Origin of the sequence: [Anoxybacillus] calidus, assembly GCF_013760845.1 — a bacterium.
GTDB lineage: Bacteria > Bacillota > Bacilli > Bacillales > Anoxybacillaceae > Paranoxybacillus > Paranoxybacillus calidus.
Window position 1 is genome coordinate 1 of record NZ_JACDUU010000006.1, and the last position, 17,837, is coordinate 17,837.

General features: G+C 38.8%; 13 protein-coding genes and 2 pseudogenes. 13 read left to right on the forward strand and 2 right to left on the reverse strand.

Translation table 11 applies throughout. From position 1 onward, the window contains the following. Window positions 1-113 precede the first annotated feature (113 nt). From HNQ85_RS12025 to HNQ85_RS12060, 9 genes and pseudogenes are all read left to right on the forward strand, one after another. Complete coding sequence (locus tag HNQ85_RS12025) at window positions 114-878, forward strand: beta-ketoacyl-ACP reductase (RefSeq protein ID WP_181537978.1); 765 nt, start codon at window positions 114-116, stop codon at window positions 876-878. A 21-nt stretch (window positions 879-899) separates the two neighbouring features. Next, window positions 900-1,349 carry a MaoC family dehydratase N-terminal domain-containing protein gene (locus HNQ85_RS12030; RefSeq protein WP_181537979.1) on the forward strand — a complete coding sequence of 150 codons (450 nt, stop codon included), beginning with the start codon at window positions 900-902 and terminating at the stop codon, window positions 1,347-1,349. Further along, window positions 1,346-1,774, forward strand: coding sequence for a MaoC/PaaZ C-terminal domain-containing protein (locus HNQ85_RS12035; protein ID WP_181537980.1), 429 nt, complete (start codon window positions 1,346-1,348; stop codon window positions 1,772-1,774). The genes HNQ85_RS12030 and HNQ85_RS12035 overlap by 4 nt, the downstream gene beginning before the upstream one ends. Window positions 1,775-2,030: 256 nt before the next feature. Then, entirely contained in the window at window positions 2,031-3,200 is a 1,170-nt protein-coding gene (locus tag HNQ85_RS12040; protein ID WP_181537981.1) for an acetyl-CoA C-acyltransferase, read from the forward strand. Window positions 3,201-3,327: 127 nt separating this feature from the next. After that, complete coding sequence (locus HNQ85_RS12045) at window positions 3,328-3,897, forward strand: TetR/AcrR family transcriptional regulator (protein ID WP_181537982.1); 570 nt, start codon at window positions 3,328-3,330, stop codon at window positions 3,895-3,897. Window positions 3,898-4,297: 400 nt separating this feature from the next. Continuing rightward, the gene (locus HNQ85_RS12050; RefSeq protein WP_181537983.1) at window positions 4,298-5,998 is read left to right on the forward strand and encodes a long-chain fatty acid--CoA ligase; all 1,701 of its coding nucleotides are present in this window, start codon (window positions 4,298-4,300) and stop codon (window positions 5,996-5,998) included. A gap of 14 nt (window positions 5,999-6,012) precedes the next feature. Next, window positions 6,013-6,180, forward strand: a pseudogene (locus HNQ85_RS17635) (ABC transporter permease subunit); the annotation flags it as partial. A 289-nt stretch (window positions 6,181-6,469) separates the two neighbouring features. Beyond that, window positions 6,470-6,796: a hypothetical protein gene (locus HNQ85_RS12055; protein WP_181537984.1), complete on the forward strand. Its 327-nt coding sequence runs from the start codon at window positions 6,470-6,472 to the stop codon at window positions 6,794-6,796. 1,064 nt (window positions 6,797-7,860) lie between these two features. Next, complete coding sequence (locus tag HNQ85_RS12060) at window positions 7,861-9,066, forward strand: trans-sulfuration enzyme family protein (RefSeq protein WP_181537985.1); 1,206 nt, start codon at window positions 7,861-7,863, stop codon at window positions 9,064-9,066. Between the two features lie 329 nt (window positions 9,067-9,395). Here the strand turns inward: HNQ85_RS12060 and HNQ85_RS12065 are convergent, their stop codons facing one another. After that, a complete protein-coding gene (locus HNQ85_RS12065) occupies window positions 9,396-10,067 on the reverse strand; it encodes a CPBP family intramembrane glutamic endopeptidase (protein WP_181537986.1) in 672 nt (223 codons plus the stop codon). Between the two features lie 605 nt (window positions 10,068-10,672). Then, window positions 10,673-10,861: pseudogene (locus HNQ85_RS18065) on the reverse strand (Abi family protein); the annotation flags it as partial. A gap of 556 nt (window positions 10,862-11,417) precedes the next feature. On the opposite strand from HNQ85_RS18065, the gene HNQ85_RS12075 reads away from it, so the two are divergent. The 4 genes from HNQ85_RS12075 (at window position 11,418) to odhB (ending at window position 17,664) form a co-directional block, all read left to right on the forward strand. After that, window positions 11,418-12,119 carry a SatD family protein gene (locus tag HNQ85_RS12075; RefSeq protein WP_181537987.1) on the forward strand — a complete coding sequence of 234 codons (702 nt, stop codon included), beginning with the start codon at window positions 11,418-11,420 and terminating at the stop codon, window positions 12,117-12,119. A gap of 2 nt (window positions 12,120-12,121) precedes the next feature. Continuing rightward, window positions 12,122-12,988 carry a DUF3307 domain-containing protein gene (locus tag HNQ85_RS12080; RefSeq protein ID WP_181537988.1) on the forward strand — a complete coding sequence of 289 codons (867 nt, stop codon included), beginning with the start codon at window positions 12,122-12,124 and terminating at the stop codon, window positions 12,986-12,988. A gap of 535 nt (window positions 12,989-13,523) precedes the next feature. After that, entirely contained in the window at window positions 13,524-16,361 is a 2,838-nt protein-coding gene (sucA, locus tag HNQ85_RS12085) for a 2-oxoglutarate dehydrogenase E1 component (RefSeq protein WP_181537989.1), read from the forward strand. Window positions 16,362-16,410: 49 nt separating this feature from the next. Further along, window positions 16,411-17,664: a 2-oxoglutarate dehydrogenase complex dihydrolipoyllysine-residue succinyltransferase gene (odhB, locus tag HNQ85_RS12090; protein WP_181537990.1), complete on the forward strand. Its 1,254-nt coding sequence runs from the start codon at window positions 16,411-16,413 to the stop codon at window positions 17,662-17,664. The last annotated feature ends 173 nt before the right edge of the window (window positions 17,665-17,837 follow it).

A 17,837-nucleotide genomic window follows, 5' to 3' on the forward strand; every position in this document is an offset into this window, starting at 1 on the left:
CATTCATCCGCTCCTTTGATTGATCCGTTTAGGAGCAGTATAGACAAAGGTGGATGGGGATTAAACATGTCGGAATTTCAAACTGAATTTATATATTTCGGGAGGAATGAAAAATGGCAGGAAGATTTGAAGGAAGAGTGGCATTCGTAACAGGCGGAAGCCGCGGAATTGGAAAAGCCATCGTTCAGCTCTTTGCGGAGGAAGGAGCAAAGGTTGCGATTATTGATCTAAATGAAGAAGCCTTAAGTGAAACGACCAGTGAATTCAAAGAAAAAGGATATGAGGTTTATTCTAGGGTGGCAGACGTCACAGATTCTGCCCAGGTGGAAAGTGCCGTTAAAGAAGTTGTCGATACGTTTGGTTCGATTGATATTCTTGTGAACAATGCAGGAGTGATTCGTGATAATCTGCTGTTTAAAATGACAGACTCGGATTGGGAAACAGTAATGGATGTCCATTTAAAGGGAGCCTTTTATTGCGCGCGTGCCGCCCAAAAATATATGGTAGAGAAAAAATATGGCCGGATCATTAATATTTCGTCTACTTCGGCTCTCGGAAACCGCGGTCAGGCCAATTATTCTACAGCAAAAGCGGGATTGCAGGGGTTTACAAAAACACTTGCCATCGAACTTGGAAAATATGGCATTACTGCAAATGCGGTAGCTCCTGGGTTTATCGAAACCGATATGACGAAAGAAACAGCAAGAAGACTCGGTATTTCATTTGAGGATCTTATTAACGCAGCCGTTTCAAAAATCCCTGTTGGAAGAAGCGGAAAGCCGTCCGACATTGCCCATGCGGTCGCCTTCTTTGCAGATGAGAAATCATCCTTTGTTAACGGTCAAGTATTATATGTGGCTGGCGGACCAAAAAATTAAACGAAACGAGGTGATCATCAAATGTTAGAGGAACACATTGGAAAATACTCTAATAAGGTCAAGAATACTGTCGAAAGAGGCGCTGTTAAGAAGTTTGCAGAAGCGATTGGTGACCCACACCCCATCTATTTGGATGAGGAAACGGGAAAAAAATCAAGATATAAAAACAATATCGCTCCCCCGACATTCCCAAGAGTCTTTGATTATGGGGTGATTGAGGGATTGAAACTTCCAAGTAAGGGCCTTATTCACGGTGAGCAAACCTTTCATTATGAGAGACCGCTCCTAGTTGGAGAAGAAATTCTATGTTACTCGAAAGTGGAAAATTACTATGAGAAAAAAGGAAAACACGGTGAGCTGGGATTCCTAGTGGTTAAAAGCTTTGGAGAAGATCCATCAGGTCAAATCATCTTCACTTCCAAACAGACCGTAATCATAACAGAAGCGGTAAGAAAGGAGATGATCGTTTGAAAAAGATCGCAGAATTAAAAATTGGAGAGGCATTAGAGGACGTACAGCTCAACCCTGTTTCGAGGCTGGACTTAATTAAATATGCAGGGGCTTCCGGAGATTACAATCCTATTCATACAATCGATGAAGAAGCAAAAAAAGCCGGTTTACCGGGTATTATTGCACACGGAATGTGGACAATGGGAAATCTCTCAAAGCTATTCACCTCCTATTATGAAGAAGGGTTTATACAGGATTATTCGATCAGATTCAAAGGAATGGTCTTCCTTAACGACGTCATTACACTGAAAGCGACTTTGGAAGAAAAAATGGGGAATCAACTACGTTTTAACGTGCTGGCGGTGAATCAAAAGGGAAATGAAGTTTTAAAGGGAGAGGTATTGTTTAAAACTTTCACTGGGACGGACATCACTCATATTTTTTAGCATGAAAATGAAAGAAAACCCAGTGGCAAAAGGATCTCCTTTGTTACTGGGTTTCCATACTATTTTGTTGTTGATAAATAGATATATGTAGGAAAGGGCGGCAGTTTCCCGGTGAATAGAAAAACTGTGATTGCTTAATGGATCGGAAAGGTAGTGGCTATACTTCTTTAACACGTTTAGAAGAAATTCCGGAGGCAATATGTCAATTCTTTCATCAAATTTTCTGTATAAATTTTAATAGGGAGTGAAGAAAACAGTGAAAAGAGATGCTGTCATTGTTTCAGCTGTTCGCACAGCCATAGGCAGACACGGAGGTGCGCTTGCGTCTGTACCGGCACATATATTTGGAGCAGAAGTGATAAAAGAAGCAATTAGACGGGCAAACATCAGTCCTGAAATGATAGATGATGTGATTTTGGGAAATGTTTTGAGCGGCGGCGGAAATATTGCTAGATTAACAGCGTTACAAACTGGTTTATCCATTGAAATTCCAGGGTTAACCGTTGACCGACAGTGCGGGTCAGGAATCAATGCAGTAATCCTGGCGACACAGGCGATTCGCGCTGGAGACGGAGATATTTATATAGCCGGCGGTATCGAAAGCATGAGCCGGGCGCCATATTTAATGGACCGTCCGGAAAAACCGTACAGTTCTACCCCTCCGAATTTCCGGAAATCACAGCTGTCACCGAAAGAAATTGGCGATCCTCCAATGGGAATTACGGCAGAAAATCTCGTAAAAAAATATAAGATTAGCAGAGAAGAACAGGACGAATTTGCGCTTAGAAGCCAGCAAAGAATGGCTATAGCAATGAAGGAAGGCCGGTTTAATGAGCAAATTGTTCCTATTACCATTCCAGTCAGAAAAGGAGAGCCGATCGTATTCAAAACCGATGAACACCCGCGCCCTCAAACTACGATGGAAGCGTTATCAAAGCTCCCGCCTGCTTTTCTAGAAGGAGGCACTGTTACAGCAGGGAATAGCTCCGGTTTAAATGATGCAGCATCGGCATTAGTAATCATGTCGAGAGAAAAGGCAGAAGAGTTGGGCTTAACCCCGTTAGCTGTTGTCAGAGAATATGCCGTAGCAGGTGTAGACCCTAATATTATGGGGATCGGACCTGTTCCAGCGACAAGAAAAGTGCTGGAAAAATCGGGGCTTTCTCTGGAAGATATCGATATCATTGAGATCAATGAGGCATTCGCTGCGCAAGTGATTGCATGTGACAGAGAATTGAACATGGACTCGGAAAAAGTAAATGTTAATGGCGGTGCGATAGCCCATGGACACCCGCTCGGTGCAACTGGTGCCATCCTTATCACAAAGGCGGTCTACGAATTAAAACGTTCCGGCGGAAGATATGCTCTTATTACGGCGTGTATCGGAGGAGGCCAGGGGATTTCTACCATTATCGAACGTGAATAAATGGACTAACAATCATACCTTTCAATTGGTTGGGATTGTATGAACAGCCATCAAATTAAGTGAAGGTTCAAAAAAATCACTATTATGCTATAATAATGAAAAACTTCTTGTGAGAGGGACAGAAAACATGAAAGAAAAAATTATCGAAACAAGCATTGAACTATTTGATCAGAAGGGTTTTAAAGAAACATCCGTACAAGATATTGTCGAAGCGATCGGAGTGACAAAAGGAACATTTTACTATTATTTCAAAAGTAAAGAGGAATTGTTAAAAGATATTTGTTTGACCTATATTGAGGATCTCATCAGACAGCAGGAAGAAATTTTAGAAGATCCCAATCAGGATTGTACAGCAAAGCTATATGATATTGTTTATATGTTGATCCATAACATCAAAACCCAACGGAGAAGTGCGAGAATTTTCTTCCGTGAAATGAGACATTTAAATGAGCTGCACTTGGAGGAAATTAAAGCGAAACGAAAAGTATTTCGTGAAAATTACCAAAAGTTAATTGAAGAAGGAATAGGAAAACGAGAATTTAAGAATCATCTTAACCCGGATATGCTGACATTTGGAATTTTAGGGATAACAAACTGGAGTTATTACTGGTTTAATCCTGAGGGGGAAGTATCGGAAGAAAAGCTTACTGAAATATATATGGATTTGATTTTAAATGGAATTAAAAAATCAGATTGATTCTTTTTGAGTGAGGATCTAGCAAAATTTGATCCCGTTATAATCGCCTGTTATCTCCTACCTCTACAGGTCGGAGATAACGGATGCTAGAAGTGCGATAAGTAACCTCAGTAAGGGATGAAGTTTCACTTTATTTAAGTCATAAGAGTATTCGTTTCATATCAATCATACTAACTAGTTAGTATCAGCGGTAAAACGAGCCGCCATTACTTTTTGTCATGGAAAAAGTATATAGAACCGATTGTATACGCTCTTTCCATAGCCTTCGCCTTCTTTCAAAAAAGACGAAATTTATCGATGACAAAAAACATGAAAGAAGCCACCTGCGAGTTTAAAGCATGTTTTGCCGGTAATCGGGTGGCAGAATACGAACAAAAGTTAAAGTGAAGGAGTGATCAGTATGCTTACCCTCCACCATGAATTCTGGCCGAAAAAAATGACAAAGTCTTTAACAGTCCCACAAACCTCGCTGTACGATAACCTCAAAGTGACTGCCAGACGTTATCCTGAACATGATGCAATCTATTATTATGGACAAACAATCAGTTACCGTCAACTGGATGATGAGGTGAATGCACTGGCAGGATATTTACAGCAAACATTAGATGTGTCAAAAGGTGATAGAGTTTTATTATTTATGCAGAATTCTCCTCAATTTATTATTGCTTACTACGCGATTTTAAGAGCCAATGCCGTTGTTGTTCCACTCAACCCCATGCTGACAACCAATGAATTAGAGTTTTGTATCAAAGATTGTGAAATAAGGAATGCGATTATAGGACAGGAATTGCATGAAAAAGTGGTTCCGCTACTCAACACAACCTCTCTCGATCATCTTCTTATAGCTGCTTACTCAGATTATATCGGTAACGATTTTCAAGGAAGTTTACCAAAAGAAGTAGAAGCTCCGAGAATCATTTTTGACAAACCTAATCATTTTCTATGGATGGATGCGATAAACGCCAATTTTTCACCTGGAGAACATTTGTCAAATGCCGATGACCTTGTCGTTCTTCCATATACTTCTGGCACTACCGGGCTGCCAAAAGGATGTATGCATACGAACAGGACCGTTCAGGCAAACACTGTCGGGGCTTACCATTGGTCAGGAGCTACAACCAATACGGTTCACTTGATGACCTTGCCGCTTTTTCACGTTACTGGTATGGTCCACAGCATGCACATGCCAATCTACAGCGGAAGCCGGATGGTCATCATGACCAGATGGAATCGTGATACGGCCATTGAGCTAATTAAGACTCAAAAATGCACTCATTGGGTCACAATCAGTACGATGCTGGTCGATTTCTTATCAAATCCAAAATTAAAAGCGGAAGATCTCATTTCTCTAACATCTATTTCAGGGGGAGGAGCTGCATTTCCTGAGGCATTGAGTGAAAAGCTTTATAAATTGACGGGGATACATTTTGTGGAAGGATATGGACTTTCTGAAACGATCGCCCAAACCCACACCAATCCGCCAGATCGGCCTAAAATGCAATGTCTAGGTATTCCAACATTTGATGTAGACGCCCGTATCATTGATCCTGTAACACATCAGGAGCTTGGAGTTGGCGAGGTCGGAGAAATTGTCGTCAATGGTCCACAGGTGATGGTCGGCTATTATAACCGGGATCAAGAAAACCGGAACGCCTTTATTGAACTCGATGGCAAATCGTTTTTCCGGACAGGAGATATGGGCCGTTACGATGAAGAAGGCTATTTCTTCATTGTGGACCGAGTAAAACGAATGATTAATGCTTCCGGTTTCAAAGTTTGGCCAACTGAAGTGGAGTCCTATCTTTACAAACATCCGGCTGTCCAACAGGCATGTGTTGTTGGCATTCCAGATCCAAAAAGAGGTGAAACCGTAAAAGCATTTGTCATCTTAAATGAAGGCTATGAAGGAAAAGTGAGTGAAGAAGACATTATCGAATGGTCGAAAAAGCAGATGGCTGCTTATAAATATCCGCGTTATGTGGAATTCAGAAAGGAATTTCCGATGACAAGCAGCGGCAAAATACTATGGAGGAAACTCCAGGAAGAAGAATGGGAGAAAGTAAAAACGAATCGAACGGCTGATTCCTCTAAATCTACATAAAAGGAGGAGAACGGATGGAGATTTTCGTGCAGCAGTTATTTAACAGATTAACTTTTGGAAGCGTTTACGCATTGGTGGTACTATGATTAACACTCGTATACGGAATTTTGCATATTCCTAATTTTGCGTATGGTACCTTCTATATGATGGTCGGATACATTGCGTTGATAATGATGACAAAAATGGATTTCTTGTTTAACAACTCGAAATTCTAGTGATATGGAAAGCACTTACGAAACCTCCTGTAATGTTTGTTGTGGTAGCTAACATTATTGCCAGGACTTCGTAAGTGTTTTCATTTTTCTATACCTTTATCACAAAATATGGTGATGAATCAAAAATCATAAAGTCGTTTAAATTTCTTATTGTGTTAACGGGGCAGTTTTTTTGAAGAAGGAAGGAAATTGATTTTTTGCTATTTTAAAACAAATCCCTTCAATAATCGTTTTATTTACTAAGGAGGGATTATGGGTGAGAAGGATATTGTCATTATTCATTATGATGATTTTTATGACAGGGTGTCAGTTAGGTGAATTGGAGCCACCAAAACCAACTTTAACCGTAGATGGTAAAGAGATTGATTATAAAATTGGAACATATTCTTGGTGGGAGAATGGTCGGGCAGTTGATGCAGATGCTATTGCCTCATCTGATCTTGTAGAAGAAATGGATTTTAATGTAGTTCCGTCTGAATCAAAGATGCTGATTAATTTTGGATACCAGCCGTCAGGCATAGAAGCAGGAATATGGAAAAATGATGGTGTAAACTTTGAAAGGGTAAAACTAATAACACAATAATCCTTCCGAAAGAAGCAGGATCTTTTATTTACGTTATTCATACTAGTTGGGAAGAGGGAGATGCGATTTATGCATTTCCGATAAAAGTAAAATAATAACCTTTTTTATTAACCGGTGCTTTACTTCAATAAGGGGGAGAACCTTTTTCTTATTCAAGTAACGAAGCAGGATAGTTGAAGAAGGCAAAGGTTTTTAAGTTTATGCCAGTGTGAGAAATCTTTAATTTTAGGAACTAATTATTGTGTTCTTTTCCTCTACTCTAATTCTTTAAGCAAATTAACCGTCTCTTTGATGTTCTTCGAAAAACTCTGTGTTCAGTTGGACATATCATTTAGAAGAAAAAGTCTCTTCCCAAAATCTTAACTCCATCTTTTTTGGTTACCTACTTAATAATTGAAATTTGATTTATGAAAAGTTAATGAAAATAAAAAGCCTTCCTGCACGGAACTTCTCCTTTCAAGTGCAGGATTTTATTTTCATTTTAAAAGGATTTCCATGCAAGGGCTATTTTGATAGTCAGTAACTTTATCATCTAGAACCATGGGTTTACTTTTTTTAAAAAAATTATATAATATCTATTAAAATATAAAAAGAAAATTCTGTAAATTAAAGAATAAATCTATGAACCAAATAACTAAAATATAAAGAAAAAGATGTCCGTAAATAAGCTAGCACACATCCATATGTTAAATCGAGAGAGTTTTAGGGATGAGGGGTAATTTGTGAGGGGGAATTAATGTAAATCGGGGTGATGAAAGAATGAAAAGTCCATCAATCAAATGATTGAAGCTTTCAGACCGGTAAAAATGGCTACCATAAGGTTACTGGATAAAAAGGGGTTTTATCATTATTTAAATTGAAAGATAAATTTTTTTATATCTTTTTCAACGATCATTCTTTACGTAGTCTGAGATAAAGTGTAAGAATTTTTTGGAAAGTGGAACATTCCAGTTAAGAGTTAAGGATAAATCCTTTGTCACGAAGATGGATTTGTGAAGAGCGAAAACAACTGTTTTTATCAGGTATCTAGTCGAGTATCTAGAAAAGTAAAGGAGAGAAAGTAGATGAACAAACGTTATAATCATGAGGAATTGAATCTTGAAGGACTCCGAACTGAAACCTTGGTTGTACACGGCGATGATTGGATAACCGATGATAGGACGGTAGCACCAGCAATTTATTACACAGCTACGTTTCGTGCGCATAATTCGAGTGAATTTGCGGAAATGGCGGGAACACCTCGCCATCCTCGGTATTACACTCGTTATGGTAATCCAGTGCATGAGCGTGTAACGAAGATTATGGCTGAGCTTGAAGGAACAGAAACCGCACTGGTAACTGGCTCCGGGATGGGGGCCATTGCTACGACCATTCTAGCTCTAGTCGGCGCAGGAGATCATGTGATTGCACAGACGCGGCATTATATGAGCACCGCCAAGATCATGGATGAGATGTTGCCGCGATTTGGTGTGGAAGTAACACTGGTAGAGCAAGCCGATATCACAGCCTTTGCCGAAGCTATACGGCCTAACACAAAGCTTATTATGGTGGAGACGCCAGCTAATCCGACTTTGGTGTTGACGGATTTGGCTGCCGTGGTGGAATTGGCCCGTCCGAATGGCATCATTGTCGTGGCCGATAACACGTTCGCGTCACCGATCAATCAACGTCCTCACGATCTGGGGGTTGATATCGTTATTCATAGTGCAACAAAATATTTGGGCGGACACCATGATTTGACAGCTGGTGTCATCTGCACTAGCGAGGAGTTAGCCGAGCGTATTTGGCATACGCATATTTCTATTGGTTCGGTCCTTTCGCCAATGGATGCATGGCTATTATTGCGTGGTCTGCGTACGCTTCCGATACGAATGGAACGCATTAATGCCAACGCCTTATCCTTGGCTGAGTTTTTGGAGAAACAGCCACAGGTAGAGCGTGTGTATTATCCGGGGCTTCCTAGCCATCCGCAGCACGAGTTGGCCAAACGTCAGATGCGAGGTTTCGGAGCAGTGATTGCCTTTGCCATTAAAGGTGGTTATGAAGAAACTCAGCGGTTCGTTTCGGCATTGAAACTGCCTCCTAATGCGGTAAGTCTGGGAGGAATCGATTCCCTTGTGGTACATACAGCAGCGATGTGGGAAGGAGTGATGACCGAGGAGCAGATGCGGACAGCGGGGATTCCATCCAATTTCGTGAGATTCTCGGTCGGCATCGAGCACATCGATGACCTGAAAGCGGATGTGTGGCAAGCTCTGCAGGTAGTTTAAAGCTACATGAATGGTTTCTTGAAGTGAGAAAGCGCTGAAGGAATAAAACTAAAGGATATCGCCGTTCAATGAGGTGTAACCGATACACAAATTGAGACCGTTATCAGCAATCTCTATGTGGCTGTAAAGAGGGAATTTACATTTGCACTAATGAGAAGGAGCAGAACTTGAAACAATGTTTTATGCAAAAGTTTAAATAATCAAGGCAAAAGAGGCCGTATTATATTATAAATAATACGCCTCTTTTTAGTTTTATATTAACGAGATTTTATTAGACGAGAAGGCTTCAAGTTCTAAATGTGCAGGTTCTAGCTCAATGAAAAAGTAATTTAACTTATAATAACAAAGAGATTATGAAATGAATGTAGAATAACAACTGACCATAGTGAAGTTGTCTTTCGGTAAACATATCCAAAAATTAAACCTAGAATAAAAACATACATATGTCCCCATAAATCAAAAAATTCACCGTTGTAAATCCAAACAGCATAATGTATGACTAAAAACAATAGAGCTGTAATAACATTGGCTTTCCAAAAACTCATTCTTTTATTGATTTCCTGTAGAATAAATCCTCTAAAAACGATTTCTTCCGTAATTCCAGCCAAGAGAAAGACATTGAGATAGCTATCTAAAGGTAACGCAAAATGAAATGTTTGCTTATGAAGAACATAAACTTCAAAAACAAAACGTAAACCAAGCAGTAAAGAAAGAAGTCCTCCCCAAAATACTCCTTTTTTTACATTGACATTTATTTTTAAGTAATTAGCAGGGGATATGTTTAGATAATATTTTATGTATAACCAAGCTGGAAGGATCCATACAGAAATTTTAACCAACGCAGTTAAAAAAGCTGCGATAGTTTCATTAAATAAATGAATATACTCTACTAACCATAATTCTTTTAATGACCAAGCAAAGTAAAATAAGAATAGATATAATAAAATTGCTTTTACATCGCTTGTTTTTGCTTGATTTTCTAAAGTTAATTTCGGTTCCATTATTTGTTGGCTCCAAATTTTTACCAATCCTATTTTATTATATTGATTATATAAAATAACATATATTTAATTCCACTATTTTCTATTTTTTATATATTTTCTTAAAACCATTTCCCTTAAGCTGTAATGTGTTTTAAACTTCTGATGTCTAAATCATTTCGGTTTATTAACACATTATTTTGATATAAAAACAGTTCGTCTAATTAATAGACGAACTATTTAAGATCAATGATGTCATTCCGATCAAATTTTTTGTCAGTAATCCCTAATCGCTGTGCAGGTGTTAAATCCTTGCTAACTACTTATTCTATCGATCAAAAGATTCCGGAAGTCTATGCTTTATATCGTTCGGAAACTGCTTCGAAAGGCGAATCTATAATCAATATTATTTGAGTTTATCAATATGATATAAATTCGCGATGCTAACATCATTACTTAGATATACTTGTTGGTATTGAAATAATTAACACGAATGTGAATAGACCGATTGGTGCGGTTTTTGGGATTCAGCTAATTATTATTGATTTTGATGATTCCAGCAGTATGACAGACAATCTAACAGGTATTTGCCGCCACAACAATTAACTATAATTAAATTATGTAAACTAATTAAGGGTATTAGATAAATTTTCACTCTTTTCATAACCTAGTGAACCAATATGTGCAAGATCATAAGCAATGTGAGTTCGAAAGGCTATTTCCATACTTTCAAGTACACCAATCAATAATTGTCTTAGCTTTTTATCAAATTCATACAACCTATATATATGTTTAAAAGTTACATTTTCCTTAAATAAATCATTCTCTTTTTAGGAATTTAATCTTGTTAAGATCGCCCTTGATACATCCATATTTTCAATCTTCAATCGATGTTGTCGTAAAATTTCTAGTTGCTCATCGAATGTAGTTGGGGGGTAACATTTTGTATTTCTTCTAATCCTATAAAACATCCCACATATAAATAAAAAAGATCCACCTTGGTACGCATTGTTAAAAGGCGTAGTGGGTTCTGTTTCTTTAATGGCAATCACATTTAATATTGTCAATCCATCGATGTGTAAGCAAAGCGAAATATATTGTCCGTTTTATAACCAATCTTGAAATAAAACAATTACTATATAAGTCCAAGTTGATTTTTCAACAAGTTAAACATTTCCTGATTTTTTAGAATTTATATCAAGAGAGATTTTTGAAAGCTTGTGTGATGTAAAACCATCACTGTTCACAATAAATTGGTTGTTGAAAATGTAGCGAATTTTTACTATCCTTGTATCAGTACATAATATATTGATGTTTTTTCAACAACATCCATAACATTGATATATATACATCAACAAAAAGAGGGATATTATGAAACCAACGCCAGCAATCTGTTTCGCAGCAGATGTTAAACAATCTAAACGGATGAAGAAAGATCATTTAATTGACGTACTGGAAGAATGCCAACAGACCATCAACAAACAATTTGAGCATGACTTGCTCGTTCCGTTTGCCATTCGGAATGGCGATGAACTCATTGGCGTCATGAAAAACTTTTCCAATGCCTATTCGCTGATCAGTCATATTTTCCAACAGTCACAGCTCCGTCGTTGTCCCTTTTATTTAGGCATTGGGATAGGCGAACTGGAAACGGATGAAATAAACGTTCATACGATGAATGGAAGTGCGGTGTTACATGCATTTGCCGCAAGGGACAAACATCTAAAGGAAAAAAGCGAGAAAGCAAAAATTTGGAATGATATTGAAAACGAGACAAGCTTTTATTTTTCATCCGAACTTGTTCCACACGAACCACTTAACGCATTATTAAATGTTATCGTCACAACCAAACGAAAATGGACGGATAAGCAAAAACAAGTCATCGAATTGATGGAACAATTTCCTGAATGGACGTATGAAAAAATTGGAAAATATTTAGGATACAAATCACCCATTTCCACTGTCAGCTACTTACTGAAACGTGCGGATTACCAAAAAATAAAAGCAGTGGAAGACAGCTTTACTCAATTGTTATTGTTGTATGAAAATCTTTTGAATCGTAGGGAGCGATAAATTTGTGGATTTATTTTTACGCTGCTCATTTGCTAGGGGAGTTTATTTTTCAATCGGATCAATTCATCGAGCAGAGAAAGAATAAACCCATAGCGACACTCATCAAGCATGTTGCCATTCATGCTCTTTTAATGGGAATGGCTAGTCTCGTGATTGCTTTCGCGAATCCATCCGTTACGAGCGCGACCCTTCGCTCATTGGGACAAGCCATTTTTTTGATCTCTATTTCCCATTATGTGATTGATTATGGAAAAATGAAATTAAGCAAAAAAATGAATAGAGTAAGTAGTCAAGCACTGTTGTTTCTTATTGATCAAATTCTTCACTTTTTGTCTATTATTTTTGTACTTCATTATTTCACTACGTCAGAATGGTCATTTATGGATAATATCCAAGTGTTTTATGGTGATTTTGGTATTTATGAAAAGATCGCCGCTACCATTTGCGTTTTTATTTTAGCCACCTATGGAGCTGGTTATTTCCTTGGAATTCTTTTGCAAAATATGGCTCCAAACAACGAATTACAAGAAGGAATATACCGCTTATCAGATGAAAAGACAGAAGTAAAAACGAAATATGAAAGTGACGGAAAAAAAGAAACAGAAATTATCACTATCAAAACAGAACAGTATTTTCATGATTCACCAGCAAAAATTGGTCAAATCATCGGCATGTTAGAGAGGACTCTTATCGTGATTCTGATGATGATCGATTTACCACAGGGACTTGCCTTTTTAGCAGCCTTAAAAACATTAACTCGATTTAAGCAATTTGAACATAAACAATTCGCGGAGTATTATCTGATTGGTACACTATCAAGTGCAATGATCGGAATTTTGTTAGGAATCGTTGCTTCAAACATATGGTGAAAGTTATTTTTATAGATCGGCTCATATCGAAGTTACCATTTACATATATATAGCTTACCAGAACATAGAGTCATTGTTGCTTTCTCTCTTATTTTAGTGGACTGTGATTTTATCAAAGGGTGAGCAACAATGGCTCTTTTTTCTTTATTTACACAATTACACGGATAAAGAAGTGGGAAAAATAATAGAAATAGGAAAAATAATAAAAGTAATATTATTTTGTCTTTTCATCCAAATCATAGTAAAATGGAAATGTAATCGTTTTATCTTCCATGAACGTGTTGCAAAACGCATATCTATACATACATAGTACGTAAAAAATCTGCCGTTTTTGAAATCTTTTGAAATCATTATAGTGACTTTGAGAACAACCACGTTGATGTGGGCATCATCGCTATTATGCATTCTTTTGCACCATTTTGAGGATTTTACTCTAGTTTTGCAACACTCTCTTTCATACGAGAACTTGTGTGGAAAAAACGGGGATGAATCATTATGTAAGGCGTATTTAATTAGCTTTGGAGGGTATTCAAAAATGAACACGGTTAGTGACAGCTTCAGAAATCCATGGGAAAAGTTTCACGGTCCAAATCTTGGATATGTCATGGAAATGTACGAACGGTATTTACAAGATCCAAGTCTAGTTGATCCAGAATTGAAAGAGTGGTTTGACCGGTGGGGGCCTCCTAAGTTTCAGGACACTAATAATGATGATCTGAAAGATGTTGTACATCACACAAATGTACCGGCAAACTTGTTAGAAAAATATGTTCAGGCAGTCAAATTGGCCGACTATATTCGTACTTTCGGGCATTTAGATGCCAAAATCAATCCGTTAGAAACGTCTGAAAAAGATTCGTGTCATATTGATATTCAAAAGTTTGGATTAACAGAAGATGATTTAAAATCCATTCCTTCTTCCATTATAGGTGCGCATTTGCCTAACCATATTAAAAATGCGTTTGAGGCGATTCAATATTTAAAAGAGGTCTATACATCGAAACTAGCGTTTGAATTTGGTCATGTCCAAGATGTAGAAGAAAAAAACTGGCTATTACAAATGGTTGAGTCAGGCATCTATCAACCTTCTATCTCTAATGAAAAGAAAATGGAACTACTAAAACGGTTGACCGAAGTAGAGGTATTTGAACAATTTTTACATCGTACATTCGTTGGTCAAAAACGTTTTTCCATTGAAGGTATTGATATGTTAGTTCCATTACTCGATGAAATGATTTTAGAATCTGTACAAAAAGGAACAAAACTGATTAATATTGGCATGGCTCATCGAGGCCGGTTAAATGTACTGGCGCACGTATTAGGAAAGCCTTACGAAATGATTTTTGCGGAATTTCAACACGCACCGAATAAAGATTTAATTCCATCCGAAGGTTCAATTGGGATTACATATGGATGGACGGGGGACGTCAAATACCATTTAGGATTAGATCGAAAAATCAAGAATGAGAACACTGTTCGAGCGATTATTACGTTAGCTAATAATCCAAGCCATTTGGAATATGTCAACCCTGTTGTTGTCGGCTATACGCGGGCAGCTCAAGAAACTCGCCATAAGCCTGGTTTTCCTGAACAAGATGAGAGTAAGTCGTTTGCCATTTTAATCCATGGTGATGCGGCGTTTCCAGGACAAGGGGTAGTGGCGGAAACGTTAAATTTAAGCCGGTTAAGAGGCTATCAAACAGGCGGCACGATTCATATCATTGCGAACAATATGATTGGATTTACGACGGAAAGCGAAGACTCTCGTTCTACGAAATATGCGAGCGATTTAGCAAAAGGGTTTGAAATTCCAATTGTTCATGTCAATGCAGACGACCCAGAAGCTGTGCTCGCAGCCGCTCATTTAGCTGTTATTTACCGACAAACATTTAAGAAAGATTTTTTAATTGATTTAATTGGATATCGTCGTCACGGTCATAATGAAATGGATGAACCAGCCGCGACCAATCCATTAATGTATCAAATCATTCGTAAACATCCGACTGTTCGCAAGCTCTACGCTACTCGTCTGGAACAGCAAGGGATCATACGGTCAGCGGAGGAAGTTGATCGCTTTGCCGAAGAAGTGGAGAAGAAGCTGCAAGCCGCTTATAGGAGAGTATCTGAAGTAACAGAAGAACTCGATTATGAAATGAATCCACCAGAAGTAGCGGAAAAAGGCATTCCGAAAATCGATACAAGCGTACCTATTAACGTGCTCGAACAAGTAAATCACGAACTTGTACAATGGCCAGACGGCTTTCACGTATTTAATAAGTTGGAGCGAATATTGAAACGACGCATTACCGCTTTTCAAGAGAACAAAATCGATTGGGCCCATGCCGAAGCGTTAGCATTTGCCACCATTCTTCAAGATGGCATTCCAATTCGATTGACAGGGCAAGATTCAGAAAGAGGAACGTTCGCCCAACGTCATCTGATTTTACATGATGACAAAACAGGAAAAATATTTTCACCGCTGCATCAACTATCGGGTAGCAAGGCGTCTTTTGCGATTCATAATAGCCCATTGTCCGAGGCGAGTGTGCTTGGCTTTGAATACGGTTATAACGTATTTGCTCCCGAAACGTTAGTGCTGTGGGAAGCGCAATTCGGTGATTTCGCGAACTCCGCCCAAGTCATCATTGATCAGTTTATCTCATCAGGAAGAGCGAAATGGGGACAAAAATCCGGTCTCGTTATGCTGCTTCCGCATGGATATGAAGGACAAGGACCTGAGCATTCAAGCGCCCGTTTGGAACGATTTCTTTCATTAGCCGCTGAAAATAACTGGACGGTCGCCAACATGACGAAATCGTCGCAATATTTTCATATTTTACGTCGTCAAGCGTTGATTTTACAAAAAGAAGAAGTGCGGCCGCTTGTGATTATGTCGCCAAAAAGTTTATTGCGTCATCCATTGGTCGTATCAGGAGCATCGGATTTGAGTGAAGGAAGTTTCCAACCGGTGTTGCCACAACCAGGATTAGGACATGACGCGGAGAAAGTCGAACGCTTAATCCTATGTTCGGGTAAGATCGCGATTGATTTAGCGGAAAAATTAGAAGAAGTAAAAGACAAGGACTGGTTCCATATTTTGCGGGTAGAAGAGTTATATCCATTCCCAATGGAGGAAATTTCTCGTTACGTCAAACAGTTCCCGAATGTAAAAGAAATCGTATGGGTACAAGAAGAGCCGAAAAATATGGGAGCTTGGAACTTTGTAGAACCTCGACTGCTTACATTGGCGCCAGCAGGAGTTCAAGTCTCTTATATCGGTCGCAGAAGACGCTCTAGTACGGCGGAAGGCGATCCAATTGTTCATAAAAAAGAACAAGCACGAATTATAAACCAAGCATTCACACGTTCGTAACTCTTGAATGATAAAAATACAAACGAAAATGGCGAAAGGAGATATAACCGTGGCAGAAATCAAAGTACCAGAATTAGCAGAATCGATAACGGAAGGGACCATTTTTCAATGGCTTAAACAACCGGGAGATTTTATTCATAAAGGAGAGCCGATTGCGGAGTTAGAAACCGATAAAGTTAATGTAGAATTAATGTCTGAAGAATCAGGGGTCATCACTAAATTCCTATTTAATGAAGGGGATACAGTCAAAGTAGGGGATACAATCGCGATTGTGTCAGAAGAAGCAGAAGCAGAAGCAAACATTCCACAAGTGGAGGAAACACCACAAAAACAAGAAAAGGAAGAACCAAGTCAACCGGCAGCTGGAAAAGAGGAGCCGATTGTTAAGGAAGAACCAGTCACAAGACCAACTCAACGACCAGTTGCTTCACCAGCGGCGAGAAAACTAGCCCGTGAAAAAGGAATTGACTTATCCCAAGTGAAGCCATTTGATCCGCTTGGCCGTATACGTAAACAAGATGTAGAAGCGTATTCGAATCAACCGGCTCAATCGGCACCAACTGTGGAAACAGACAAGCCGACTAATCTGTTTGAACCGGAAAAACCAGTGGAACGAATGAAAATGTCTCGACGCCGCCAAACGATCGCGAAACGGCTCGTGGAAGTTCAACACACAGCGGCGATGCTTACAACGTTTAACGAAATTGATATGACAGCGATTATGGACTTACGCAAACGTCGAAAAGATGCGTTTTATCAAGAACATGATGTACGACTTGGCTTTATGTCTTTCTTCACGAAAGCAGTCGTAGCGGCATTGAAAAAATATCCGCTGTTGAATGCAGAAATTCAAGGTGACGAAATCATCGTGAAGAAATACTATGATATCGGGGTGGCCGTGTCGACAGACGAAGGTCTAGTGGTTCCTGTTGTGCGCGACGCGGACAAGAAAAATTTCGCCGAAATTGAACGAGAGATTTTACACTTAGCGACAAAAGCGCGCGAAAACAAATTAAGCTTAAAAGACTTGCAAGGTGGAACATTTACCATTACCAATGGCGGAGTGTTTGGCTCGTTAATGTCCACACCAATTTTAAACGGACCGCAAGTCGGTATCTTAGGAATGCACAAAATTCAACTTCGTCCTGTCGCCATCGATGAAGTGCGCATGGAAAACCGCCCAATGATGTATGTAGCGTTATCCTATGACCACCGTATTATTGACGGGAAAGAAGCGGTCGGCTTTTTAGTGAAAGTAAAAGAACTTCTCGAAGATCCAGAGCAATTATTATTGGAATCATGAGGGAGAACTCCCTCATGATTTTTTTATTGAATGATTAAATCAATTTCTTTTGAGCTAAAGGCAGCGATACTTCAAAACTAGTATCGCTTTTCTTATTTAGCTCACCGATAGAATATGTCTAGATTTTATTTACCATCCTAATTTAGGTAATTTTTCTTATTTTTACTTTTGTT